The following is a 22,988-nucleotide window of genomic DNA, read 5'->3' on the forward strand; positions in this document are numbered from 1 at the left end:
CGTACCGCCAGGAGGCGCAGGACAGATGGCCACAGGTCTCACGAGCGACGAGCAGCGCGGTGAGCGGATCGTCGAGGTCTTCGGGACCGCGTTCGGCGAGCTGCTCGCGGCCGATCCGGCCGCCTTCCGCGTCAAGTTCCGCAAGATGGCGGCCTCGGCGTTCGCGTTCTACCGCGGCACGGCCTGCCTGTACTACGCGGACCTCGCCGAGGCGAAGGACGACAGCCCCTTCGTGGACGAGCGCACTTCCCGGGTGTGGATCCACGGGGACCTGCACGCCGAGAACTTCGGCACCTACCTCGATGCCAACGGCCGGCTGATCTTCAACGTCAACGACTTCGACGAGGCCTATGTGGGCCCCTTCACCTGGGACCTGCAGCGCTTCGCCGCCTCCATTGCACTGATCGGCTACAGCAAGGCCCTTGCCGACGACGTGATCTCCGGCCTCGTACGCACCTATGCGACCGCCTACCGCGAGCGCATCCGCGCCCTCGCCCAGGACGAGGCCGTGCCGTCGCTCACCCTGGACACCGCGGAGGGCACCCTGCTGGACGCGCTGCGCCACGCGCGCGCCCGGACGCGGGTGGGCCTGCTGGACTCGATGACCGAGATCCGCGAGTGGGACCGCCGCTTCAGCCCCGACGGCGGCGCCGTCGCACTGGACGAGGCCACCCGCGCCAAGGTGCTGCGGGCCTTCGAGGGGTACTTGGCGACCCTGCCGGAGACCAGCCTGATCAACCCGGACAGCCACCGCGTCAAGGACGTGGTCGGCCGCCGCGGCGTCGGGATCGGCAGCGCGGGCCTGCCCTCGTACAACCTCCTTCTCGAGGGGCACACCGACGCCCTGGAGAACGACGTCGTGATCTACATGAAGCAGGGGCAGACCCCGGCGGTCTCCCGGCACATCACCGACCCCGCGGTGCGCGAGTACTTCCGCCACGAGGGCCACCGCACGGTGATCTCGCAGCGCGCGCTGCAGGCGCACGCCGACCCCTACCTGGGCTGGACCGAGCTGGACGGCGTCGGCCAGCTGGTCGCCGAGGTGTCCCCGTACGCCGTGGACCTGGACTGGTCGGACCTCGACGACCCGGCCCAGATCGAGGCGGTCGTGGCCGATCTCGGCCGGGCGACGGCCGCCATGCACGCGGCGGCGGACGACGAGAGCGGCCACTCCCTGGTGCCGTTCTCGACGGAGGACGCGATCGACGAGGCCATCGCGCGGGACGAGGAGGGCTTCCTGGAGGCGCTCGTGGACTTCGCGCACTCCTACGGGGCGCGGGCCCGCGAGGACCACCAGATCTTCGTGGACCTGTTTCGCAACGGCCGGTTCCCTGGGCTCTGATCCCTGATTTCCGGGGGTTTAGGCAGTGCTTACACACCGGCATGGCACACTCGGCGCCATGGAAGGGACCGGGCCTCAGCTGAGGGCGCTGCGCGCGGGGTGTTTCGCCGCGCTGTGCGTCACGCTGTCCGCGACCGCCCACATCCTGCTGTCGAGGGAGCCCCTGCCGCTGGTGACCACGGCGGGGGCCGCCGTCGGCGTCTTCGCCGTCGCGTACGCGCTCGGCGGCCGGGAGCGCGGCTACTGGCCGATCGCCGGTCTCCTCGTCCCGCTCGAACTGGCCGTGGACACGCTGTTCACGGCTGGCCAGCAGACCTGCTACGGCCCCGCCGGCGGGCCCGTCACGGGCTCGTGGCGCTCCATCAACGAGGCACTGGCCTGCCACGGCGGCGATGTCGGCGGCCCGCTCGCCGGCGCCGCCGGGGGACCGGGCCACTCGGCCTCGCCGTGGCTGCTGCTCGCCGTGCACGTCGCCGTGGGCTTGGCCGCCGCATGGTGGCTGCGCAGCGGCGAGGCCGCGCTGCACGGCCTGCTGCGCACCGTCTTCCTGCCGCTGATGGTCGCCGTGGCCGCCTTCCGCGGCACCGCCCGGCCGCGGGCCGCGGCTCGCCGTCGCGTGCCCGCGGCGGCCGCCGTCGCGCCCGCGCTGCCGTTGCTGCTCCACACCGTCGTACGCCGAGGGCCCCCGGCCGCCTCGTTCGCTCGCTGAACCGAGCCGAGCACGGCCTTTCCACCCCGCACATCCCCTCACGCACGTCACGACGACACGGAGAACCCACCACCATGAGCAAGAGGAACAGCCAGACCGCCAAGACCGCGGCCCGCGAGCGGCTGCGCGCCGAGCGGGAGCGCCAGGCCAAGCGCGACAAGGTGCGCCGCCAACTGGTCGTCGGCGGCGCCGTCGTCGGCGTTCTGGCGCTGGGCGCCGGCATAGCCGTGGCCGTGGTCAAGATGAACGCGCCGTCCTACTGGGAGAAGGCCGCGGACCAGAAGCTGGTCCAGCCCGCCAACTCCACGGGCAAGAACGGCACGTCCATCGAGATCGGCGACGCCAGTGCCAAGCACACGCTGAAGGTGTACGAGGACCTGCGCTGCCCGGTCTGCGCGCAGTTCGAGCAGACCTCCGGCGAGGAGGTCCAGAAGGACGCCAAGGACGGCAAGTACAAGATCTCGTACACGATGGGCGCCTTCCTCGACGACGCCCTCAAGCAGGGCCAGGGCTCGAAGAACGCGCTGAGCGCGCTCGGTGCCGCGCTGAACGTCAGCAAGGACGCCTTCGTGCAGTACCACGCGCTGCTGTACTCCAAGGACGTCCACCCCGAGGAGACCAAGGACGACTTCGGCAGCGACGCCAAGCTGATCGAGATTGCGCAGAAGGTCGACGCCCTCAAGGGCAACAAGACCTTCGAGGACGCCGTCCGCAACGGCACCTACGACAAGTGGGCGCTGACGATGGCCAAGCAGTTCGACACGGACGGCATCACGGGCACCCCGACCGTGAAGCTGGACGGCAAGACGATCGAGAACGTGCAGACCATGACGCCGCAGCAGTTCACGGCGGCGGTGGACGCGCAGATCGGCGCCAAGCAGTAGGCACCGCACCGCACTTGCGGGGCCACCGGCCCCCGGCGACCTGCCGGGGGCCGGGGGGCGAAGTGTTCGCCAACAGTTGCGGCGCGGGGTGCCGGAGAGCGGTTACTGACGCGTAATCTGATCGGCCGTGACCGAGACCTCTGCATCCTCACAGACCTCTCCGAGAACACCCAGCCGCCGTTCGGTGGTCAAGGCCGGCGCCGTGGTGACGGGCGCCGCGCTCATACCCCTCGCCGCCACCGCCGGTCAGGCGGAGGCGGCCTCCGCCCCCGCCTTCCTGCACGGTGTGGCCTCCGGCGACCCGCTGCCCGACGGCATCCTCCTGTGGACCCGTGTGACGCCGGCCCCCGAGGCGGTCCCCGGCTCCGGGCTCGGCCCGGCGACGGAGGTGACCTGGACCGTCGCCACGGACAGGGCGCTGACCTCCGTTGTCGCGACCGGCACGGCCACCACGGACGCCGCCTCCGACCACACCGTCAAGGCCGATGTGCGCGGCCTGCTCCCCGCGACCGACTACTGGTACCGCTTCACCGCGGGCGGCGTGGACTCGCCCGTCGCCAGGACCCGTACCGCCCCGGCCGACAACGCCAGCGCCGCCCGCCTGCGCTTCGGCGTGGTGTCCTGCTCGAACTGGGAGGCGGGGTACTTCGCCTCCTACCAGCACCTGGCCGCGCGCGGCGACCTGGACGCCTGGCTGCACCTGGGCGACTACATCTACGAGTACGCCAGTGGCGGCTACGCCGCCCGCGGCACTGTCGTCCGCCCGCACGCCCCAACGCACGAGATCGTCACGCTGGCCGATTACCGCACCCGGCACGGCCGCTACAAGACCGACACCGACCTCCAGGCGCTGCACGCCGCCGCCCCGGTCGTCGCGATCTGGGACGACCACGAGTTCGCCAACGACGCCTGGTCCGGCGGCGCCGAGAACCACACCGAGGGCGCCGAGGGCACCTGGACCGCCCGGGTGGCGGCCGCCAAGCAGGCCTACTTCGAGTGGATGCCGGTGCGGCCCTCGATCGCGGGCACGACCTACCGGCGGCTGCGCTTCGGCAAGCTCGCCGACCTGTCGCTGCTGGACCTGCGCTCCTTCCGCTCGCAGCAGGCCGGTGTCGGCAGCGGCTCGGTCGACGACCCCGCCCGCTCGATCACCGGGCGCGCGCAGCTGGACTGGCTGAAGGCGGGCCTCAAGGCCTCGGACACCACCTGGCGGCTGATCGGCAACTCGGTGATGATCTCGCCGGTCGCCTTCGGTGCGCTGCCCGACTACCTGCTCGCGCCGCTGGCCAAGCTGCTCGGCCTGCCCGGCGAGGGCCTGGCGATCAACCCCGACCAGTGGGACGGCTACACCGACGACCGCCGCGAGCTCCTGGCGCACCTGCGGGACAACGGCATCCGCAACACCGTCTTCCTGACCGGCGACATCCACATGGCGTGGGCCAACGACGTCCCGGTCAAGGCCGCCACCTACCCGCTGTCGGCGACGGCGGCGACCGAGTTCGTGGTCACCTCCGTCACCTCGGACAACCTGGACGACATCCTCAAGGTCGCCCCGGGGACCGTCTCCCCGATCGCCGAGGCCGCCGTCAAGGTCGCCAACCGGCACGTGAAGTGGGTGGACATGGACTCGCACGGCTACGGCGTGCTGGACATCACCAGCGAGCGGGCCCAGATGGACTACTACGTCCTGTCCGACCGGACCAGCGCCAACGCGACCTCCACATGGGAGCGTTCGTACCGCACGCTGTCCGGCACCCAGAAGGTGGAGCGGGCCGACTCGCCGGTGCGCTGAGCGCCCCCCTGAGCGCCCTCTGACCGCCGCCTGAGTGCCGGTCGCCGGCCGGCGCGTCCGGATTCCGCATCCGGACGCGCCGCCCGGCCCGGCACCGGCCCGGGTACGGTCCGCGGCGCGGACCCGGGTCCGCCGTTCCGGCGACATCCGCTACGCCTCCCCGGGCACGCCGATGGGGCGGGGAGGGGGAAGGCGCCCGGGCCGCCCTCCCCCGCACCGGCCCTGTCGTCGGTGCCGTACGCGGTCACCCGCCCGGCGCGGACCGTCCCGGCCGTGGTTGTCGGACCCCCGGCGTAGGATTCCCCTCGCCGCCAGATGACCACCGATGCCGGAGGTGTCGCTTCCCGTGACCACGCCCTTCACCCATCTGCATGTTCACACCCAGTACTCGCTGCTGGACGGAGCGGCGCGGCTGAAGGACATGTTCAAGGCCTGCGGTGAGATGGGCATGACGCACATCGCCATGACCGACCACGGCAACCTGCACGGGGCGTACGACTTCTTCCACCAGGCCAAGGGTGCCGGGATCACGCCGATCATCGGCATCGAGGCGTACGTGGCGCCGGAGTCCCGGCGCAACAAGCGGAAGATCCTCTGGGGCCAGCCGCACCAGAAGCGGGACGACGTCTCGGCCTCCGGTTCGTACCTGCACAAGACGATCTGGGCGGCGAACCGGACGGGGCTGCACAACCTCTTCCGGCTCTCCTCCGACGCCTACGCCGAGGGCTGGCTGACGAAGTACCCCCGGATGGACAAGGAGACCATCGCCCAGTGGTCCGAGGGCCTGATGGCCTCCACGGGGTGCCCCTCCGGCGAGGTGCAGACCCGGCTGCGGCTCGGCCACTTCGACGAGGCGCTGAAGGCGGCGGCCGAGTACCAGGACATCTTCGGCAAGGAGCGCTACTTCCTGGAGCTGATGGACCACGGCATCGAGATCGAGCGCCGGGTCCGCGACGGGCTGCTGGAGATCGGCAAGAAGCTCGGCATCCCGCCGGTCGTGACCAACGACTCGCACTACACGTACGCCAGCGAGGCCGACGCCCACGACGCCCTGCTGTGCATCCAGACCGGCAAGAACGTCTCCGACCCCGACCGCTTCCGCTTCGACGGCACGGGCTACTACCTCAAGACGACGGACGAGATGCTCGCCATCGACTCCTCCGACGCCTGGCAGGAAGGCTGCCGCAACACCACACTGCTGGTCGCGCAGCAGGTCGACACCGAGGGCTGGTTCCAGGAGAAGAACCTGATGCCCCGCTTCGACGTGCCCGAGGGGTACACCGAGGTCACCTGGTTCCGCGAGGAGACGCTGCGCGGCATGCACCGCCGGTACCCCGGCGGCATCCCGGACGACCGGATGAAGCAGGCCGAGTACGAGATGGACACCATCATCCAGATGGGGTTCCCCGGCTACTTCCTCGTCGTCGCCGACTTCATCATGTGGGCCAAGAACAACGGCATCGCCGTCGGCCCCGGCCGCGGCTCCGCGGCCGGCTCGATCGTGGCGTACGCCATGGGCATCACCGACCTCGACCCCATCGAGCACGGCCTGATCTTCGAGCGCTTCCTCAACCCCGAGCGCGTCTCCATGCCCGATGTCGACATCGACTTCGACGAGCGCCGGCGCGCCGAGGTGATCCGCTACGTCACCGAGAAGTACGGCGCCGACAAGGTCGCCATGATCGGCACCTACGGCACCATCAAGGCCAAGAACGCCATCAAGGACTCGGCCCGCGTCCTGGGCTACCCGTACGCGGTCGGCGACCGGCTCACCAAGGCGATGCCCGCCGACGTCCTCGGCAAGGGCATCCCGCTCAACGGCATCACCGATCCCACGCACCCGCGCTACAGCGAGGCCGGCGAGATCCGCGGGATGTACGAGAACGAGCCCGACGCCAAGAAGGTCATCGACCTCGCCCGCGGTGTCGAGGGCCTGGTCCGGCAGATGGGCGTGCACGCCGCCGGCGTGATCATGTCCAGCGAGACGATCACCGACCACGTCCCGGTCTGGGTGCGGCACTCCGACGGCGTCACCATCACGCAGTGGGACTACCCGAGCTGCGAGTCGCTCGGCCTGCTGAAGATGGACTTCCTCGGCCTGCGCAACCTCACGATCATGGACGACGCCGTCAAGCTGGTGAAGGCCAACAAGGGTGTCGACATCGAGCTGCTCGCGCTGCCGCTGGACGACCCCAAGACCTTCGAACTGCTCGGCCGCGGCGACACCCTGGGTGTGTTCCAGTTCGACGGCGGCCCCATGCGCTCCCTGCTGCGCATGATGAAGCCCGACAACTTCGAGGACATCTCCGCCGTCTCGGCCCTCTACCGGCCGGGCCCGATGGGCATGAACTCGCACATCAACTACGCCCTGCGCAAGAACAAGCAGCAGGAGATCACCCCGATCCACCCGGAGCTGGAGGAGCCTCTCAAGGAGGTCCTCGACATCACCTACGGCCTGATCGTGTACCAGGAGCAGGTGCAGAAGGCCGCCCAGGTGCTCGCCGGGTACTCGCTGGGCCAGGCCGACCTGCTGCGCCGCGCGATGGGCAAGAAGAAGCAGGAGGTCCTGGACAAGGAGTTCATCCCCTTCCAGAAGGGCGCGCGCGAGCGCGGCTACTCCGACCAGGCCATCCAGGCGGTGTGGGACGTGCTGGTCCCCTTCGCCGGCTACGCGTTCAACAAGGCGCACTCCTCCGCGTACGGCCTGGTCTCCTACTGGACCGCCTACCTCAAGGCCAACTACCCGGCCGAGTACATGGCCGCGCTGCTCACCTCGGTGCGCGACGACAAGGACAAGTCGGCGATCTACCTCAACGAGTGCCGCCGCATGGGCATCAAGGTGCTCCCGCCGAACGTCAACGAGTCGGACGCCAACTTCACCGCGCAGGGCGACGACGTGATCCTGTTCGGCCTGACGGCCGTCCGCAACGTCGGCCAGAACGTGGTGGACTCGATCATCCGCTGCCGCAAGGCCAAGGGGAAGTACAGCGCCTTCCCCGACTTCCTCGACAAGGTCGAGGCCGTCGTCTGCAACAAGCGCACCGTGGAATCGCTGATCAAGGCGGGCGCCTTCGACGAGATGGGCCACACCCGCAAGGGCCTGACCGAGCACTACGAACCGATGATCGACAACGTGGTCGCGGTCAAGCGCAAGGAGGCCGAGGGGCAGTTCGACCTCTTCGGCGGCATGGGCGACGACGCCGCGGCCGACGAGCCGGGCTTCGGGCTCGACGTCACCTTCTCCGACATCGAGTGGGACAAGACGTATCTGCTCGCGCAGGAGCGGGAGATGCTCGGTCTCTACGTCTCCGACCACCCGCTCTTCGGGATCGAGCACGTCCTCAACGACAAGGCGGACGCGTCCATCGCCGCCCTCGCCGGCGACTACTCCGACGGCTCGATCGTCACCATCGGCGGCATCATCTCCGGCCTCCAGCGGAAGATGACCAAGCAGGGCAACGCCTGGGCCATCGCCACCGTCGAGGACCTCGGCGGCTCCATCGACTGCATGTTCTTCCCCGCCACCTACCAGTTGGTCTCGACCCAGCTGATCGACGACGCCGTGGTCTTCGTCAAGGGCCGCCTGGACAAGCGCGAGGACATCCCGCGGCTGGTCGCGATGGAGCTGATGGTCCCCGACCTCAGCGACGCCGGCGCCAACGCGCCCGTGACGATCTCCATCCCGACGGTCAAGGTGACCCCGCCGCTGGTCGCCCGGCTCGGCGAGGTGCTGGCCAGCCACAAGGGCAGCACCGAGGTACGGGTGCGGCTGGAGGGCGTCCGTTCGACCACCGTGCTGCGGCTGGACCGGCACCGGGTCACTGCCGACCCGGCGCTCTACGGTGACCTCAAGGCCCTCCTGGGCCCCGCCTGCCTCGGCGCGGCACAGCAGGCGAGCTGATCGCCGGCTTCCGCCCGATCACCCTCCGTACACAGGGAGAAGACGATCAAGGGTGGCACCCCCGAGCGGGATGCCACCCTTGATCACTGACGCCCGGCGCTAGTTGTGGCCGAACTTCTTCTGCCGCTTCTGCGACACATGCGGCTCGGCGCCGGGGGCCGTCATCGTCATGTGCTCGCGTCCGGAGCCCTTCGCGTGCTCTTCGGTGGTCGCGGAGGTGCTGCGCTCGGACCGCTGGCCGGTGCGCTCGCCCCGGTTCTTGTTCTTGCCCACGATGTTCCTCCTTGGGGGAAATCACGGAATGGGCCGCACTCAGGCTTGCACGGGAGTACGAAGGTCGCATTTCGGGCAGTTGCCCTGTGTGGCGCGCCGGTGATCGCCCAACAGGTCACAACGAGCCGGTGTTCGGGCAGACTCGGGGAAACGTCGGGGGGACGGACGACAGGACTCCGGAAAAGAGGGTGAGACCGATGGACCGCTGCGTCGTCCTGGTGGACGCCGGTTACCTGCTCGGCGCCGCCGCGAGCCTGCTCGCCGGAGAGCCCTCGCGCTCCCGGATCCTGGTCGATCACGCGGAAGTCGTCGCGGGCTTGCGTGAACGCGCCGAGAAGGAGACCGGGCAGCCACTGCTGCGGATCTACTGGTTCGACGGCGCCCCCGACCGCGTACCGCAGCCCGAACACCGGCGGTTGCGGGTCATGCCACGCGTCACCGTGCGGCTCGGCGCGCTCACCCGCACCGACGGACGCTGGGCCCAGAAGGGCGTGGACGCCGCCATGCACGCCGAACTGTCCGAGCTCGCCCGCAACCGGGCCTGCTCCGACGTCGTGCTCGTCACCGGCGACGGCGACCTGCTGCCCGGCATGATGTCGGCCAAGGAGCACGGCGTCGCCGTCCACCTGTGGGCCGTCCAGGCCGCCGACGGGGACTTCAACCAGTCCGAGGACCTGGTCGCCGAGGCCGACGAACGCCGTGTGCTGGACCGCGAGTGGATCACCCGCGCGATCCGGGTCCGGGAGCCCGCCGGGGTCTGCGCACCGCCCACCCCGCGACCCGAGATCGCCGCCATTCTCTCCGCCCCGCTCCCCGAACCCGCACCGGCCGCCAAGCAGCCGCCCGCGGCACCCGAGGAGCCGCCGCCCGCGGCCGAGCCCGCCGTGGCCGTCGCCGCGCAGAACGGCTCGGGACTGCTCGCCGATCCCCCCGCGACCGTCGGCAAGGGCCTCGTGCCCACCCCCAAGGACCTCGCCGGGCTCGTGCACCGCGGCCACTCCGCCCCGCACCCCTCCTCCGCCGCGGCCGGCGCCACCCTGCGCTGGTCCTCCGACCGCGGCATGATCGGCGGCAGCGACGCCGTGGACGCGGGGCTGCCCACCCTCGCCCAGCTCACCAGCGCCGAGCAGCGCTGGGCCGACCGCGAGGAGGACATCACCGCCGTCAGCGGCGACCCCTACGAGGTAGGACAGGTCTTCGCCCGGCGCTGGATCGCCCGGCTCACCGAGGGCCTGCACCTCCAGCTGCTGTCCGCCGAGTACCCCCGCGTCCCGCACCGCATCGACGGCGAGCTGCTGCGCTACGCCGCCCGCTTCGGACTGCTCGCCCACAAGGACGACCAGATCGACGAGCACGACCGTTACGCCATCCGGGCGGGCTTCTGGCGCGAGGTCGACGCCCGCGCGGTCGTCCCCCGGCCCCCCGTCGCGGAGTGAGGGTGCCCCGGACCGACCCTGGGGCGCATACCGCCCGGGATGGAGCGTAGTCTCGACCCTCGTGAGTACCGGCACGGGACAGGACACCGCCGCACGCACGGCGGTGGTCGTGACCGTGCGCGGACTCGTCAAGACCTATCCGGCCGGGCGCGGACGCCGCGCGGCCGCGAAACCGGCCGTGCGGGCCAACGACGGCATCGACCTCGACATCCGCGGCGGCGAGATCTTCGGCCTGCTCGGCCCCAACGGTGCCGGGAAGACCACCCTGGTGCGGCAGTTGACCGGCCTGCTGCGCCCGGACGCCGGGAGCGTCGACCTCCTCGGCCACGACCTGGTGCGCCACCCCGAACGGGCCTCCCGGCTCATCGGCTACCTCGGGCAGGAGTCCAGCGCCCTGGACGAGCTCACCGTCGCCCTTGCCGCCGAGACCACCGGCCGGCTGCGCGGACTGGACGCGCACTCAGCGCGCGCCGAACGCGACGCCGTCCTGGAGGAGCTGGGGCTGACCGGACTCGCCGGGCGCCCGCTGCGCAAGCTCTCCGGCGGACAGCGCCGGCTGGCCTGCCTGGCCACCGCGCTGGTGGGGGAGCGGCCACTGCTCGTTCTCGACGAGCCGACGACCTCCATGGACCCGGTCGCCCGGCGCGCCGTGTGGGCGGCGATCGACCGGCGGCGGGCCGAGCGCGGCGTCACCGTCCTGCTCGTCACCCACAACGTGCTGGAGGCGGAGACCGTCCTGGACCGCGTCGCGGTCGTCGACGAGGGCCGTGTCATCGCCTGCGACACCCCGGCCGGCCTCAAGGCGCTCGTCGCCGACGAGGTGCGGCTCGACCTGGTCTGGCGTGACGAGGCCCCGCTGTCGGTGCCCGGCATCGCGGGGCTGCGCGAGAGCGCGCGGATCACCGGGCGGCGCTGGACGCTGCGGCTGCCCCAGGAGCGCGCCCGCGCCGTGGTCGCCGAGGTGACCGGCGGACCGGCCTTCGCCGCGCTCGACGACTTCACGCTGGCGACACCGAGCCTGGAGGATGTCTACCTGGCCCTCGGCGGCCGCCGGAAGGGGCTGGTCAAGGCGTGAACGGCGGCAACAGCGGCGACGGAGCCATGAGGGGAACGGCCGTGTACGAGATCCCGGACGGACGCGCGGGGGAACGGGGCGGCGCGGCGTGACCATCCTCTCCGCGGGCGCGGACACCACCGCGGCGGCGCGTACGGCGGCCCCCGCGGCCCCCCTCGCCGGCGCGCCCGCACCGCTCGCCCCCCGTGCCCGGCTGATCCCGGCGATGATCGCGGTCTACCGGGCCCAGCTGTCGCGCGCCCGGGTCGCGCGCATCCCGCTGCTGTTCGTCGCGACGTTCCAGTCCGTCGGGATCATGGTGCTCATGCGCGGCGTCGTGCACGGCGGCGCGGCCGCCCGCGCGGTGGTCGCCGGCTCCAGCGTCCTCGTCGTCGCCTTCGTCGCGCTCAACCTGCTCGCCCAGTACTTCGGCCAGCTGCGCGCCTCCGGGGGCCTCGACCACTACGCGACGCTGCCCGTGCCGCCCGCGGCGGTGGTGCTCGGCGCGGCCGGCGCGTACGCGTCCTTCACGGTCCCCGGGACCCTGGTGACCGCCGCCATCGGCTGCGGCCTCTTCCAGCTCCCGTTCACCCATCTGTGGGTACTGGCCGCCGTCATTCCGCTGGCCGGCGCCGCGCTGTCGGGACTCGGGGCCGCCCTCGGGCTGCTGGCACCGCGCCAGGAGCTGGCCACGCTCGCCGGACAGCTCGGCATGTCCGCGGCGCTGCTGCTGGGCGTCCTCCCGGCGGGCAACCTGCCCGCGCCGATCGGGTACGTGCGCGACCTGCTGCCGTCCACGTACGGGGTCGAGGCGTTCATCCGCAGTTTCGACGCCCACCCGCACTGGCCGGCCGTGATCGGCGACCTGTCGGTGTGCGCCGCCGTCGGCCTGGCCTCGCTGGCCGTGGCCACCTGGGCCTACCGCAGGGCCGCCTGCCGCTGAGGGGCTGATGACGCGTCGCGCGGGTGTACCTGGCACGATGGCAGGGTGACCGCACCTCTGACGCCGCACGACCACTGGCCCTCCATGCCGCTGCCGTCGCCCAAGGACGACGACTCGCGCATGGCCCCCGCGCAGGAGCTCAGGAACGGCGCACTGACCGCCGTGCTCGTGGCGGTGGCGGGGGTGCTGCTCGGACTGCTGTGGCTCTGGCTGGCGCCCCGGGTGCCGCTGATCTCCGACGGCAAGGCGGTCTACCTGAAGGACACCGAGGGCGAGCAGGCCGTCGGCGGAGACGGCACCTTCGTGCTGCTCGGCCTCGGCATGGGCGTCCTGACCGCCGCCCTGGCCTTCTGGCGGGTACGGCGCGGGGGAGTGGGCGTGGTGTTCGGCCTCGCCGTGGGCGCCCTGCTCGGCTCCGTGATCGCCTGGCGGCTGGGGGTCTGGCTCGGCCCCACCTCGGACCTGATAGCGCACGCCAAGGCCGTCGGCCCGAAGAAGGTCTTCGACGGCCCCCTCCAGCTCCAGGCCAAGGGCGCCCTGCTGGCCTGGCCCGTGGGCGCCGTCCTCACGCACCTGCTGCTGACCGTGGGCCTCGGCCCGCGCGACCCCGAACCCCCGCTCATGCCGTACTGGGACCACCCCGGGCAGCACCTGCCCCCGAAGGACTGACGCGGCCCGCTCAGCCCCGGCCGATCGGCGCGGTGACCGCGTCCGTGAGCCTGACCAGGTCCTGCGGGGCCAGCTCGACCTCCAGACCGCGCTTGCCCGCCGAGACGAAGACGGTGGCGTGCTCCAGGGCAGAGGCGTCCACGACGGTGCGCAGCCGCTTGCGCTGCCCCAGCGGGGAGATACCGCCCCGCACATAGCCCGTCGTACGCTCCGCGGCCGCCGGGTCGGCCATCGCCGCCCGCTTGCCGCCCGCCGCGGTGGCCAGCGCCTTGAGATCCAGCGAACCGGCCACCGGGACGACCGCGACCGTCAGTGCGCCGTCCACGTCCGCGACGAGGGTCTTGAACACCCGGTCCGGAGAGGTGCCGAGCGCCTGCGCCGCCTCCTCGCCGTACCCCAGTTCCGAGGCGGGATCGTGCGCGTAGGCGTGCACGGTGAAGACGGCGCCCGCCTTCTCCAGGGCGACGGTGGCGGGCGTACCGCCGGACGGCGACTGCTTCTTCTTGGCCATGATGAATTGACGTCCCGTCAGTTCAGGCTCGGAGCCTGGCGGGTGAGGTCCACGGCGGGCAGGGTGCCCAACTTGTCGATGACCGCCGCCTCCCGGCGCAGAATCCGCAGTTCCTGCTCCAGCCGGCTCGCGGTGTCCGCGGCCTCCAGCAGCCGCTGCTTGGCCGGGGTGTCGACGACGGCCGCCGCGGCCACCAGGTACGACAGCACGGTCGGGTCGTCCGGAAGCTCCTGCACGCCCGCGATGCTGGACTCGCGCGCCCCGGCCAGCCGCTTCTGGTAGGTGCGGAAGGCCCGCGCGACACCGGCCGCCAGCGCGCCGGAACCGCTGCCGTTCTCCTCCGGCACCTCCTCGACCTCGCCGACGAGGTACGGGCCCGAGGTGTCCACCGACACCAGCCGGAACCGGGTCGTGCCGGTCGCCACGACCTTGAAGCCGCCGCCCTCGCGCTCACCGATCGTGGCCGCCTCCGCGGTGCAGCCGACGGTGAACAGCGACGCCGCCGGATCCGGGCCGAAGCCCGCCGCCGCGCCGTCCTCCTCGCCCGCGGGGGCCACCTCGTGACCGTCCCGGATCGCCACGACCCCGAACCGGCGCGGCTCCTCCTCCGGGAGCTCCAGCAGGGCGCGGAAGAGGGCGCGGTAGCGCTCCTCGAAGACGTTGAGGGGGAGCACGAGGCCGGGGAAGAGGACGGAGCTCAGGGGGAAGAGGGGGAGACGAGCGTTCACGACGAGCAAGCCTAGGCCCTTCGGGCCGGCTTTCCGGTCCTGGCCTTTTCCCCACCCTCCCGCCCTCCCCCAACCTTCGGCCGGGGGTGCCCCCAGCCCTGTGAAGTCACGCGCCCCGACGCGCGTTGTTGGGGGGCCGGGTTCGGGGCCTCCGGGGCTGCCATTCTGGACAGCACATTTAGGTGCCTCAAGCACTGTCTGCTGCGCACTCCGGGTTGTGCACCCAAATATGCTCCACAGTCCAGAACGCCACCCTCCCCCAGCTACCGCTGGGAGGTGCCCCCAACTCCCCCGCCCCCTCAGGTTTCGCCATGCGCCTGATCCCCGGTGGGTGGGTGAAGGGGCGGTCCGGGGTGGTCGCAAGTGCTCTCTGACCCCCCACCGGCCGTAGGTCGCCCCAGCGACCCGGGAGGGGGTGTGGCGGGGTGCGCCCGGAAGCGACGAGCGGTGACCGCGTGGTCGATGCCGGACGATGTGGGGCCGACCCGCGAGCGCTGAGGACGTACCCCGGCGCGGCACCGACCCCACGGCAAACGGAGCGGGGCCCGCACTTACCGTGCCGGGCACTCGGGCGGGAGGGCGGGGGAAAGACCTGGCCCGGAAACGTCAGCCGCGGCGCAGAAGCCGCGACGCACCCGCGGCCACCGTCGTCGCCAGGATCCACCCCAGCATCGTCAGGAACGCCGCCGCCCACTGGGCACTCCCGCTGAGGCGCCACGCGTTGTCCTGCCCGAGGTTGATGACCGGCAGCAGCAGGTCGAGGGCGAACAGGGGGGCGTTCCAGTTCGGGAAGGCGCCGCTGTCGACGGGCCTGGGTGCGCCGTGGACCTGGAAGTAGACCGCCCCGATCGCCCAGAGCAGGGCCATCCAGATCGCCGCGCGGCCGGGGCGGTAGCCGTAGCCGACGGTGATGTCCTGGAGGAAGCCCCAGAGCTTTCCGGCGACGGGGAGGGTCTCGCGGCGCCGTCGCTGCTTGGCGAGCTGGACCTCGCGGGCGTCGGAGTCCTCGCCGCCGGCGCGCAGGGCGGCGGACAGCTGCTCGTACGGCTCGGGGCTGTACTCGGGGGTCGCCGCCGCGAGCCAGCCGATGCGGGCGCGGAGCGGGAAGGAGCCCTCGGGTGTGAGGGAGCCGTAGGTGAAGCCGGTCAGGTCCATGCCGCCGGTGCCGGGCCAGCAGGTGCGGTTGTCGGTGAGGTTGCCGACGCGGGCGGCGGCCAGTGAGACCGTGCCGGTCGGCGGCTGGTCGAGGGTGATCCGCAGTTCCGGGGTCTGGACGCGGCGCAGCGACAGCTGCTGGCCCTCCGCGAGCCGGAAGCGGGCGCGGTGGATGATCACGCCGTTGCCGAAGCGCCCGTCGTCGAGGCGGACCCCGCCGTCGCTGCTGAAGGGCCGGACGCCGCCGGAGCTGAGGTAGAGGGTGTGCTCGACGGTCACGCGGGCGGCGTTGAGCGCGTAGCGGCCCTCGGGGTTGCGCAGCCGGCTGCCGCGCAGGCTGAGGCGGCCGCCGATGCGGGCGCTGCGCAGGCTGATCTCGCCGGTCGCCTCCATGAGTTCGGCCTCGACGTCCTGGGCGACGCTCAGGCCGTCGGCGGCCAGTGCCCGCCCGTGCCGGTCCTTGCGCAGGGTGATCTGGTTGAGCAGCAGGTCCGTGCCGATGTGGGCGTCGGTGAGCCGTACGCCGCCCTCGATGGTGCACTGCGGCAGGTGCAGGTCGCCGGAGGTGTGCAGCCGGGCGGCCTCCAGTCGCGGTATGGCGCAGCGCACCATGCGCAGGGTGGTGAAGCTGCACTCCGCGAGCAGCACCTGCTGCTCGAAGCGGCAGTCGTGCAGTTCCACGTACGGCACGACCGTGCCGCCGGAGAGGTTGAGCTGCCCGCTGATCTGCGCGCCGGACAGCTTCACGCAGGAGACACGCCCGGAGGCGGCGGGCGGTCCGTCCAGCAGGAGCCGGGCGACGGTCTCGGCGCGCACGGTGCGGTCGGGGCCCCAGAAGCGGTCGGCGGCCGGGTCGTCGCGCTCGGGTATGCCGGTGCGCAGGTCGTACAGCTCGCCGAGGCGGAAGGCCCGCCACAGGCCCTGTTCCACCGGGGTCCAGTCGTGCGGCGGCGCGATGTCCGGCGGCTCGGTCACCGGGTTCCCTCCCCTTGCTGGCGACGACGACGGAAACGGTAGCGGGGATGATCACCCCTGGGGAGCCGTACGCGTATCAGGGACTGATACTCGGCGAAGCCGCGGTGGCCGGTTCTCTACACTTGGGAGGGTGATCTCCCGAATCGATCTGCGCGGTGACGCCTTCCCCGAGGACGGCATCGACCGCGATCTGCTGCCCCGTGCCGAGCTGGACGTCGAGGCCGCCCTGGAGAAGGTGCGGCCGATCTGCGACGACGTGAGGCATCGCGGCACCGCGGCACTGATCGACTACGCGCAGAGGTTCGACGGGGTCACCATCGACCGGGTACGGGTTCCGGCCGGGGCGCTGACCCGCGCCCTGGCGGAGCTGGACCCGAAGGTGCGGGCAGCGCTGGAGGAGTCGGTCCGCCGCGCCCGGCTCGTCCACGGCGAGCAGCGCCGCACCGACCACACCACGCAGGTCGTGCCGGGCGGCACGGTCACCGAGCGCTGGGTGCCGGTGGAGCGGGTGGGGCTGTACGTGCCGGGTGGCCGCTCGGTCTACCCGTCGTCCGTGGTGATGAACGTGGTTCCCGCCCAGGAGGCCGGGGTCGGCTCGATGGCCGTCGCCTCGCCGCCGCAGAAGGACTTCGGCGGTCTGCCGCACCCGACGATCCTCGCCGCGTGCGCGCTGCTCGGCGTGGACGAGGTGTACGCGGCGGGCGGCGCCCAGGCCGTCGCGATGTTCGCGTACGGCACCGAGGAGTGCCGTCCGGTGAACATGGTCACCGGCCCCGGCAACATCTGGGTCGCCGCTGCCAAGCGCCTGCTCAAGGGCCGTATCGGCATCGACGCGGAGGCCGGTCCCACCGAGATCGCCATCCTCGCCGACGCCACCGCCGACCCGGTGCACGTCGCCGCCGACCTGATCAGCCAGGCCGAGCACGACCCGCTGGCCGCGGCCGTCCTGGTCACCGACTCCGTCGACCTCGCCGAGGCGGTGGAGAAGGAGCTGGAGCGCCAGGTCGCCGCCACCAAGCACGTCGAGGACCGGATCGCCCCGGCCCTGTCCGGCCGCCAGTCCGGCATCGTGCTGGTCGACGGGATCGAGCAGGGCCTGCGAGTGGTGGACGCCTATGCGGCCGAGCACTTGGAGATCCAGACCGAGAACGCGAGGGCGGTCGCCGCCCGGGTGCGCAACGCGGGCGCGATCTTCGTCGGCGCGTACGCCCCCGTCTCGCTCGGCGACTACGCGGCCGGGTCCAACCACGTCCTGCCCACCGGCGGCTGTGCCTGCCACTCCTCGGGCCTGTCGGTGCAGTCGTTCCTGCGCGGCGTCCACGTCGTCGACTACACGCGCGAGGCGCTGGCGGAGGTCGCCGGCCACGTGGTGACGCTCGCCGACGCCGAGGACCTGCCGGCGCACGGCGCGGCGGTGCGGGCACGATTCGACTGGACGGTACCGGGCTCGTGACCGGCATCGACGACCTGCCCATCCGGGACGAGCTGCGCGGCAAGTCCCCGTACGGAGCGCCCCAACTCGACGTCCCCGTACGCCTGAACACCAACGAGAACCCGTACCCGCTGCCCGAGGCGCTGGTCGAGCGGATCGCCGAGCGGGTCCGCGAGGCCGCCCGCGACCTCAACCGGTATCCCGACCGGGACGCGGTGGAGCTGCGCACCGAACTCGCCAAGTACCTGACCCGCACCGCGGGCCACGCGGTGGGGCCGGCCAATGTGTGGGCCGCCAACGGCTCCAACGAGGTCATCCAGCAACTGCTGCAGACCTTCGGCGGCCCCGGCCGCACCGCGATCGGCTTCGAGCCCTCGTACTCGATGCACGGCCTGATCGCGCGCGGCACCGGCACCGGCTGGGTGGCCGGGCCCCGCGAGGACGACTTCACCATCGACGTGGCCGCCGCGGGGAGGGCCGTCGCCGAGCACCGGCCGCACGTGGTGTTCATCACCTCGCCCAACAACCCGACCGGCTCCGCGGTCGCGGCCGACACCGTGCTGGCCCTCTACGAGGCCGCGCAGGCCGCCCGCCCCTCGCTGGTCGTGGTCGACGAGGCGTACGGCGAGTTCAGCCACTCCCCGTCGCTGCTGCCGCTGATCGAGGGCCGCCCCCACCTGGTGGTCAGCCGCACCATGTCCAAGGCCTTCGGCGCCGCCGGCCTGCGCCTGGGCTATCTCGCGGCGCACCCGGCGGTCGTGGACGCGGTGCAGCTGGTGCGCCTGCCGTACCACCTGTCGGCGGTCACCCAGGCCACCGCGCTCGCCGCGCTGGAGCACACCGATACCCTGCTCGGGTACGTCGAGCAGCTGAAGTCCGAGCGGGACCGCCTGGTCGGGGAACTGCGGGGGATCGGGTACGAGGTCGTCGACTCGGACGCCAACTTCGTGCAGTTCGGACGCTTCGAGGACAGCCACCGGGCGTGGCAGTCGATCCTCGACCGCGGCGTCCTCGTCCGTGACAACGGCGTACCGGGGTGGCTGCGGGTCACCGCGGGCACCCCCGCCGAGAACGACGCGTTCCTCGAAGCGGTGCGCGAGCTGAAGAAGGAGCGGTAACCACATGACACGCGTCGGCCGCGTGGAGCGCACGACCAAGGAGACCTCCGTCGTCGTCGAGCTCGACCTCGACGGCACCGGCAGGACCGAGATCTCCACCGGAGTCGGCTTCTACGACCACATGCTCGACCAGCTCGGCCGCCACGGCCTCTTCGACCTCACGGTCAAGACCGAGGGCGACCTGCACATCGACACCCACCACACCATCGAGGACACCGCCCTCGCGCTCGGCGCCGCCTTCAAGCAGGCGCTCGGCGACAAGGTGGGCATCTACCGCTTCGGCAACTGCACGGTGCCGCTGGACGAGTCCCTCGCCCAGGTCACCGTGGACCTCTCCGGCCGCCCCTACCTGGTGCACACCGAGCCGGAGAACATGGCACCGATGATCGGCTCCTACGACACGACGATGACCCGGCACATCCTGGAGTCCTTCGTCGCCCAGGCGCAGATCGCCCTGCACGTCCACGTGCCGTACGGGCGCAACGCCCACCACATCGTGGAGTGCCAGTTCAAGGCGCTGGCCCGGGCCCTGCGCTACGCCTCCGAGCGCGACCCCCGCGCCGCGGGCATCCTCCCGTCGACGAAGGGCGCGCTGTGACCAAGCCGGCCATCCTGTTCATCCTGTTGGGCCTCTTCCTGGCCGGCGGCGTCTACTCGTTCTGGAAGCAGAAGATGCCCAAGGGCGTCATCGTGCTGCTCGGCATCGGCTCGGCCATGTCGCTGGTGTCCGGCCTGCTGCGGCTGTAGGGGGTTCGCGCAGATGAGCAAGGCCGCCAGGAAGGTCGTGGTCCTCGACTACGGCTTCGGCAATGTGCGTTCCGCGGAGCGGGCGCTGGCCCGGGTGGGCGCGGACGTCGAGATCACCGCCGACTTCGGCAAGGCCCTGGACTCCGACGGGCTGCTCGTGCCCGGCGTCGGCGCGTTCGCCGCCTGCATGGCGGGGCTGAAGGCGGTGCGCGGCGAACAGGCCATCGGCCGCCGCCTCGCCGGCGGCCGCCCGGTGCTGGGCATCTGTGTCGGCATGCAGATCCTCTTCGCGCAGGGTGTCGAGCACGGCGTGACCACCGAGGGCTGCGACGAGTGGCCCGGCACGGTCGAGCCGCTGCGCGCGCCGATCGTGCCGCACATGGGCTGGAACACCGTCAAGGCGCCCGGGGACTCGCAGTTGTTCGCGGGGCTCGACGCCGACGCGCGGTACTACTTCGTGCACTCCTACGCGGTGCGCTCGTGGGAGCTGGAGACCGGCAACCCGGCCATCAGGGCTCCCAAGGTCACCTGGGCGACGCACGGCGAGCCGTTCGTCGCCGCGGTGGAGAACGGCCCGCTGTGGGCCACCCAGTTCCACCCCGAGAAGTCCGGCGACGCCGGCGCCCAGTTGCTGTCCAACTGGCTCGACACCTTCAAGGACTAGGACCCGACGCCGTCATGAGCACGACGCACCGCCTCGAACTCCTCCCCGCCGTCGACGTCCGCGACGGTCAGGCAGTCCGCCTCGTCCACGGGGAGTCGGGCTCCGAGACGTCCTACGGCGACCCGATGGCCGCCGCCCTCGCCTGGCAGCGGGCCGGCGCCGAGTGGCTGCACCTGGTCGACCTGGACGCCGCCTTCGGCACGGGCGACAACCGCGCCCGGATCGCCGAGGTCGCCGGCTCCATGGACATCAAGGTCGAGCTGTCCGGCGGCATCCGCGACGACGAGACGCTGGCCGCGGCGCTCGCCACCGGCTGCACCCGGGTCAACCTCGGCACCGCGGCGCTGGAGACCCCCGAGTGGGTCGCCAAGGTCATCGCGGAGCACGGCGACAGGATCGCGGTCGGCCTGGACGTCCGCGGCACCACCTTGCGCGGCCGCGGCTGGACCCGTGACGGCGGCGACCTCTACGAGACGCTGGCCCGCCTGGACTCCGAGGGGTGCGCCCGGTACGTCGTCACCGACATCAACAAGGACGGCACCTTGCAGGGCCCCAACCTGGAGCTGCTGAAGAACGTGTGCGCGGCCACCGACCGGCCGGTCGTCGCCTCCGGCGGCGTCTCCTCCCTCGACGACCTGCGGGCCATCGCCTCCCTGGTGCCGCAGGGCGTCGAGGGCGCCATTGTCGGGAAGGCGCTCTATGCCGAGGCGTTCACCCTGGAAGAGGCCCTGGAGGCGGTGTCCCGATGACGGAAACCCCCGACGACGTACGGCGGGTGCACAGCGACAGCCCCTGGGAGGAGCAGTTCGGTTTCGCACGCGCGGTCGCGGCGGGGGACCGTGTCCACGTCGCGGGCACGATGCCGTTCGAGGGCACCGTGCTCTTCGGCGAGGGCGATCCGTACGAGCAGGCGAAGGTCGCGTTCACCAAGGCCCTCGCCGCGCTGGAGGCGTTCGGACTGGACGCCGACTCCGTCGTCCGCACCCGCATGTACCTCACCCACACCCATGACGTGGAGGAGGTCGGCCGGGCGCACAAGGAGTTCTTCGACCGCGCCCGCCCGGCCACGACGATCGTCGTGGTCTCGGGGTTCATGGACCCGCGGGTCCTGGTCGAAGTCGAACTGGAAGCATTCCGAGGAGCCCGAGCGCAATGACCCTGGCGGTCCGAGTCATCCCCTGCCTGGACGTGGACAACGGCCGGGTAGTCAAGGGCGTCAACTTCCGCGACCTCCGCGACGCCGGCGACCCCGTCGAGATGGCCAGGCTGTACGACGCCGAGGGCGCGGACGAGCTCACCTTCCTCGACATCACCGCGTCCTCCGGCAACCGCGAGACCACCTACGACGTGGTGCGGCGCACCGCCGAGCAGGTCTTCATCCCGCTCACCGTCGGCGGCGGCGTGCGCTCCGCCGAGGACGTCGACAAGCTGCTGCGCGCCGGCGCCGACAAGGTGGGCGTCAACACCGCCGCCATCGCCCGGCCCGAGCTGATCCGCGAGATCGCCGAACGCTTCGGCCGGCAGGTCCTCGTCCTGTCGGTGGACGCCCGCCGCACGGACGCCGGCACCCCGTCCGGCTTCGAGGTCACCACGCACGGCGGCCGCCGGGGCACCGGCATCGACGCGGTGGAGTGGGCGCACCGCGCGGCCGAACTCGGCGCGGGGGAGATCCTGTTGAACTCCATGGACGCCGACGGCACCAAGGACGGCTACGACACGGAGATGATCGCCGCCGTGCGCAGGCTCGTCACGGTCCCCGTCATCGCCTCCGGCGGCGCCGGCGCGCTCTCCCACTTCGCCCCGGCCGTCGCCGCGGGCGCGGACGCGGTCCTCGCCGCCTCCGTCTTCCACTTCGGCGACCTGCGTATCCGCGAGGTCAAGCAGACGCTGCGCGAGGCCGGCCGGCCCGTCCGCTGATCCGCCCCCGGCGGACAACTCCCGGAAAAGCCCGCGCCGTTATGCGCACGACCAGTTGCGCAAATTATCTTGCGCAACTTTTCTTTTGTATCTAGTCTCCGGGACATGGCAGAGCCCACGCCCCCCGACGGCACCGCGGACGCCCCGCACCGGATCACCGACCTCGACGCGCTCAAGGTCTTCACGCACCCGCTGCGGATCAAGCTCTACCGCGCGCTGTTCACCGCCCGCACCGCCACCGCCTCCCAACTGGCCGACCAGGTCGACGAGGCCGTCTCGCTGGTCAGCTACCACCTGCGCAAGCTCGCCGCGCACGGCTTCATCGCCGAGGCCCCCGGGCAGAGCAGCGACGCCCGCGAACGCTGGTGGAAGGTCACCACCGAGCGCGGAATCACCTTCCGCTCCTCGGACTTCGTCGACCGCCCCGAGGGCGCGGCCGTGATGGGCGAGGTCACCCGCCACCTGCTCGCCACCCGGTACGAGCGCTACGCCTCCTACCTCGACCAGCAGCACGCCTGGGGCAGGGAATGGTCGGACGCCGGCTTCAGCTCCGAGTACCTGCCCCGCCTGACGGTGGAGGAGACCCGCCGACTCGGCGCGGAACTCCACGAACTGATGACGCGGTGGACCGACCGGGCGCGCGCCGCCGAGGACGCCGGCGACACCGCGGGCCGCGAGCACGTCGCCGTGCACCTGTACGGATTCCCCTACCGGCCCTGACCCCGGCACCAGCCGACG

22 protein-coding genes are annotated in these 22,988 nt (G+C 71.9%); 18 read left to right on the top strand and 4 right to left on the bottom strand.

What is annotated here, in order from left to right; all coding sequences use genetic code 11:
- Positions 1-25 precede the first annotated feature (25 nt).
- From ABZ883_RS31045 to dnaE, 5 genes are all read left to right on the top strand, one after another.
- Positions 26-1,342, top strand: coding sequence for a DUF2252 domain-containing protein (locus ABZ883_RS31045; RefSeq protein WP_360911972.1), 1,317 nt, complete (start codon positions 26-28; stop codon positions 1,340-1,342).
- Positions 1,343-1,400: 58 nt separating this feature from the next.
- Positions 1,401-2,051 carry a hypothetical protein gene (locus ABZ883_RS31050; RefSeq protein ID WP_360911974.1) on the top strand — a complete coding sequence of 217 codons (651 nt, stop codon included), beginning with the start codon at positions 1,401-1,403 and terminating at the stop codon, positions 2,049-2,051.
- Between the two features lie 74 nt (positions 2,052-2,125).
- A complete protein-coding gene (locus ABZ883_RS31055) occupies positions 2,126-2,935 on the top strand; it encodes a thioredoxin domain-containing protein (RefSeq protein WP_360911976.1) in 810 nt (269 codons plus the stop codon).
- A 127-nt stretch (positions 2,936-3,062) separates the two neighbouring features.
- Positions 3,063-4,727, top strand: a complete 1,665-nt coding sequence (locus ABZ883_RS31060; protein ID WP_360911978.1) for an alkaline phosphatase D family protein — start codon at positions 3,063-3,065, stop codon at positions 4,725-4,727.
- Between the two features lie 325 nt (positions 4,728-5,052).
- On the top strand, positions 5,053-8,628 hold the full coding sequence (gene dnaE / locus ABZ883_RS31065) for a DNA polymerase III subunit alpha (RefSeq protein WP_360911980.1): 3,576 nt from the start codon (positions 5,053-5,055) through the stop codon (positions 8,626-8,628).
- Between the two features lie 99 nt (positions 8,629-8,727).
- Here the strand turns inward: dnaE and ABZ883_RS31070 are convergent, their stop codons facing one another.
- Entirely contained in the window at positions 8,728-8,901 is a 174-nt protein-coding gene (locus ABZ883_RS31070) for a hypothetical protein (protein ID WP_360911982.1), read from the bottom strand.
- A 197-nt stretch (positions 8,902-9,098) separates the two neighbouring features.
- On the opposite strand from ABZ883_RS31070, the gene ABZ883_RS31075 reads away from it, so the two are divergent.
- The 4 genes from ABZ883_RS31075 to ABZ883_RS31090 all read left to right on the top strand — a co-directional run bounded on the left by ABZ883_RS31075 (position 9,099) and on the right by ABZ883_RS31090 (position 13,003).
- Positions 9,099-10,337, top strand: coding sequence for an NYN domain-containing protein (locus ABZ883_RS31075; protein ID WP_360911984.1), 1,239 nt, complete (start codon positions 9,099-9,101; stop codon positions 10,335-10,337).
- 61 nt (positions 10,338-10,398) lie between these two features.
- On the top strand, positions 10,399-11,412 hold the full coding sequence (locus ABZ883_RS31080) for an ABC transporter ATP-binding protein (RefSeq protein ID WP_360911986.1): 1,014 nt from the start codon (positions 10,399-10,401) through the stop codon (positions 11,410-11,412).
- 88 nt (positions 11,413-11,500) lie between these two features.
- Positions 11,501-12,334: an ABC transporter permease gene (locus ABZ883_RS31085; protein WP_360911988.1), complete on the top strand. Its 834-nt coding sequence runs from the start codon at positions 11,501-11,503 to the stop codon at positions 12,332-12,334.
- A gap of 84 nt (positions 12,335-12,418) precedes the next feature.
- Positions 12,419-13,003, top strand: coding sequence for an ABC transporter permease (locus ABZ883_RS31090; protein WP_360912164.1), 585 nt, complete (start codon positions 12,419-12,421; stop codon positions 13,001-13,003).
- A gap of 10 nt (positions 13,004-13,013) precedes the next feature.
- On the opposite strand, the gene ybaK is transcribed toward ABZ883_RS31090, so the two are convergent.
- From ybaK to ABZ883_RS31105, 3 genes are all read right to left on the bottom strand, one after another.
- On the bottom strand, positions 13,014-13,514 hold the full coding sequence (gene ybaK, locus ABZ883_RS31095; RefSeq protein WP_360911990.1) for a Cys-tRNA(Pro) deacylase: 501 nt from the start codon (positions 13,512-13,514) through the stop codon (positions 13,014-13,016).
- Between the two features lie 17 nt (positions 13,515-13,531).
- Positions 13,532-14,251 carry an LON peptidase substrate-binding domain-containing protein gene (locus ABZ883_RS31100; RefSeq protein WP_360911992.1) on the bottom strand — a complete coding sequence of 240 codons (720 nt, stop codon included), beginning with the start codon at positions 14,249-14,251 and terminating at the stop codon, positions 13,532-13,534.
- A gap of 597 nt (positions 14,252-14,848) precedes the next feature.
- Positions 14,849-16,372 carry an oxidoreductase gene (locus ABZ883_RS31105; protein WP_360911994.1) on the bottom strand — a complete coding sequence of 508 codons (1,524 nt, stop codon included), beginning with the start codon at positions 16,370-16,372 and terminating at the stop codon, positions 14,849-14,851.
- A gap of 130 nt (positions 16,373-16,502) precedes the next feature.
- Between ABZ883_RS31105 and hisD the strand changes: the two genes are divergently transcribed.
- From hisD to ABZ883_RS31150, 9 genes are all read left to right on the top strand, one after another.
- Positions 16,503-17,825 carry a histidinol dehydrogenase gene (hisD, locus tag ABZ883_RS31110; RefSeq protein WP_360911996.1) on the top strand — a complete coding sequence of 441 codons (1,323 nt, stop codon included), beginning with the start codon at positions 16,503-16,505 and terminating at the stop codon, positions 17,823-17,825.
- On the top strand, positions 17,804-18,922 hold the full coding sequence (locus ABZ883_RS31115) for a histidinol-phosphate transaminase (protein WP_360912166.1): 1,119 nt from the start codon (positions 17,804-17,806) through the stop codon (positions 18,920-18,922). The genes hisD and ABZ883_RS31115 overlap by 22 nt, the downstream gene beginning before the upstream one ends.
- A 4-nt stretch (positions 18,923-18,926) precedes the next feature.
- Positions 18,927-19,520, top strand: a complete 594-nt coding sequence (gene hisB, locus ABZ883_RS31120) for an imidazoleglycerol-phosphate dehydratase HisB (protein WP_319661088.1) — start codon at positions 18,927-18,929, stop codon at positions 19,518-19,520.
- Positions 19,517-19,669, top strand: a complete 153-nt coding sequence (locus ABZ883_RS31125; protein ID WP_319661089.1) for a hypothetical protein — start codon at positions 19,517-19,519, stop codon at positions 19,667-19,669. Before hisB ends, ABZ883_RS31125 begins: the two co-directional genes overlap by 4 nt.
- Positions 19,670-19,682: 13 nt before the next feature.
- The gene (gene hisH, locus ABZ883_RS31130) at positions 19,683-20,333 is read left to right on the top strand and encodes an imidazole glycerol phosphate synthase subunit HisH (RefSeq protein WP_360911999.1); all 651 of its coding nucleotides are present in this window, start codon (positions 19,683-19,685) and stop codon (positions 20,331-20,333) included.
- A 14-nt stretch (positions 20,334-20,347) separates the two neighbouring features.
- Entirely contained in the window at positions 20,348-21,082 is a 735-nt protein-coding gene (gene priA / locus ABZ883_RS31135; RefSeq protein WP_360912002.1) for a bifunctional 1-(5-phosphoribosyl)-5-((5-phosphoribosylamino)methylideneamino)imidazole-4-carboxamide isomerase/phosphoribosylanthranilate isomerase PriA, read from the top strand.
- Positions 21,079-21,489, top strand: a complete 411-nt coding sequence (locus tag ABZ883_RS31140) for a RidA family protein (RefSeq protein ID WP_360912004.1) — start codon at positions 21,079-21,081, stop codon at positions 21,487-21,489. Before priA ends, ABZ883_RS31140 begins: the two co-directional genes overlap by 4 nt.
- On the top strand, positions 21,486-22,250 hold the full coding sequence (gene hisF, locus ABZ883_RS31145; RefSeq protein ID WP_360912006.1) for an imidazole glycerol phosphate synthase subunit HisF: 765 nt from the start codon (positions 21,486-21,488) through the stop codon (positions 22,248-22,250). Before ABZ883_RS31140 ends, hisF begins: the two co-directional genes overlap by 4 nt.
- Before the next feature lie 105 nt (positions 22,251-22,355).
- Complete coding sequence (locus tag ABZ883_RS31150; RefSeq protein ID WP_360912008.1) at positions 22,356-22,970, top strand: helix-turn-helix domain-containing protein; 615 nt, start codon at positions 22,356-22,358, stop codon at positions 22,968-22,970.
- The last annotated feature ends 18 nt before the right edge of the window (positions 22,971-22,988 follow it).

Source organism: Streptomyces sp. NPDC046977 (assembly GCF_040644455.1).
In the GTDB taxonomy this organism is placed as follows: Bacteria; Actinomycetota; Actinomycetes; order Streptomycetales; family Streptomycetaceae; genus Actinacidiphila.